Source organism: Yoonia sp. R2-816 (genome assembly GCF_046762905.1).
Classification (GTDB): domain Bacteria; phylum Pseudomonadota; class Alphaproteobacteria; order Rhodobacterales; family Rhodobacteraceae; genus Yoonia.
On record NZ_JBKQXN010000021.1, the window covers coordinates 1 to 1,520 of the forward strand.

A 1,520-nucleotide genomic window follows, 5' to 3' on the forward strand; every position below is an offset into this window, starting at 1 on the left:
AACCTTCAAATACAATTCCACGGTGAATATCCCCATGCCCTCCCATCAAATGAAAGGGCAAAAGTGGCCGACTTTTACGCCGCCCGCGACAACACAACGCCGCCGCTACCGTGGCCGAGTATTGCTCCGCCGATTACACACCGCAGCACTCGCCAATACCAAAAGGCCCGGCGCAATGCTCGCCACCTGACCCTTGAACTTGGTCAAACGACCACCCCGAACCAAGACGTTGCGCGGGTGAAGGGCGGGTTGGATATCGAAGTTCTCATTTGTCATACTGAAACTCTCCTGTGAGGGGCATCGCCAACGTGTTTGAACAGGATCGGGAAAAACCCTGCCCGTCAGGCCCAACCAGATTGCAAGTAACAGTCTGAATTTATTGCGGATATTGGCGATTTTTTTACCGAACATTCAGGGCGGCCAATCAATTCACTTTTCACCCAACAATAGGACCCGCTTGCTGTATTGAGAAATACTCTGATTCTATACTTGAATAGATATCAGCTATGGCGGAACCAGCACCCGCCAGGCTTTAACTTTGTCAATACGGACTAGAGCTTCGATACGTTCAGTTTGGCTAGCAGCCACAAACCTGAAACAATCTAAGCAATCAATATCAGAATATACTAAACGACTACCGACTGTCGTCGGTAGGATTGGCGATATGCTGTTCCAGGTACTGAAGTACGATGTCTTCGGTGATGGCCCCGTTGGTGGTTGAAAAGTACCCGCGTCCCCAAAAATGCCTGCCCCAGTACCGCTTTTTGATCTGCGGGAAATCCTGCTGGATTTTGTGGGACGACCTGCCCTTCATCAGGCGCATCAGATCGCTGATCGCCAGTTTCGGCGGGACCGACACGAACATATGAACGTGATCGCTCGACAAAACGCCCTTGATGATCTCGACGCCGTTCTGCGCACAAACCTGGCGGCAGATATCACGGACCCGCAAGCGTAACGGCCCTTGCAGAACCTTGAACCGGTATTTCGTCGACCAGACCAAGTGATATCTATGATAGTAAACGCAATGCTTGCCGGTCGAATATTGCATGATCGGATGATTGAGTATTGGACGATCCCTGAAACCTAGGGCCTCGCGATGGAAAGTGCCAAGCAGCTTTATCCAGAGAACGAAAATCCAACCCACCCTGAGATCATTGCCCTCGATCAGGAGCCAGTTGAGTTGCGAGATTTCTACGAGGCTCTGGACGCCCGCGATGCACCAATGAAGACGCTCTCCTGCCCCCTGCCCTGCGCACCCACTCAGACTAAGGTCTGCAAGAGTTGAACTGATCTGTCTGTCAGTGGATTTAGTCATGATGTGAACTGACACCATCCACTTCGCCCTCGCCGTTCAGCCCAGCGACTGCCAACATGATACTAAAGCGTTTCGAATTTAGTTTGAGACATATCCGGCAGCCTTGAAGTAGTTCCAACACTCTGTTGGGTCGTAGAGATCGCAGATTGATCCGATTGCCTCGAAGACCTCTGTGAATGTTCTGGCTCCGATGCGTCGCAGA

The 1,520-nt window shown here is 51.4% G+C and carries 3 protein-coding genes and 1 pseudogene; 2 read left to right on the forward strand and 2 right to left on the reverse strand.

Annotated features, from left to right (window positions below; genetic code table 11):
• Positions 1 to 294 (forward strand): hypothetical protein (locus ACFWW2_RS00310; RefSeq protein WP_393925370.1); only part of this gene is annotated, 294 nt, incomplete at its 5' end.
• Positions 295 to 634: 340 nt separating this feature from the next.
• Here ACFWW2_RS00310 and tnpA read toward each other — a convergent pair.
• The gene (gene tnpA, locus ACFWW2_RS00315; RefSeq protein ID WP_393925371.1) at positions 635 to 1,051 is read right to left on the reverse strand and encodes an IS200/IS605 family transposase; all 417 of its coding nucleotides are present in this window, start codon (positions 1,049 to 1,051) and stop codon (positions 635 to 637) included.
• Positions 1,052 to 1,099: 48 nt separating this feature from the next.
• On the opposite strand from tnpA, the gene ACFWW2_RS00320 reads away from it, so the two are divergent.
• Entirely contained in the window at positions 1,100 to 1,288 is a 189-nt protein-coding gene (locus ACFWW2_RS00320; protein ID WP_393925372.1) for a hypothetical protein, read from the forward strand.
• 108 nt (positions 1,289 to 1,396) lie between these two features.
• On the opposite strand, the pseudogene ACFWW2_RS00325 reads toward ACFWW2_RS00320, so the two are convergent.
• Positions 1,397 to 1,520 (reverse strand): annotated as a pseudogene (locus ACFWW2_RS00325) (IS630 family transposase); the annotation flags it as partial.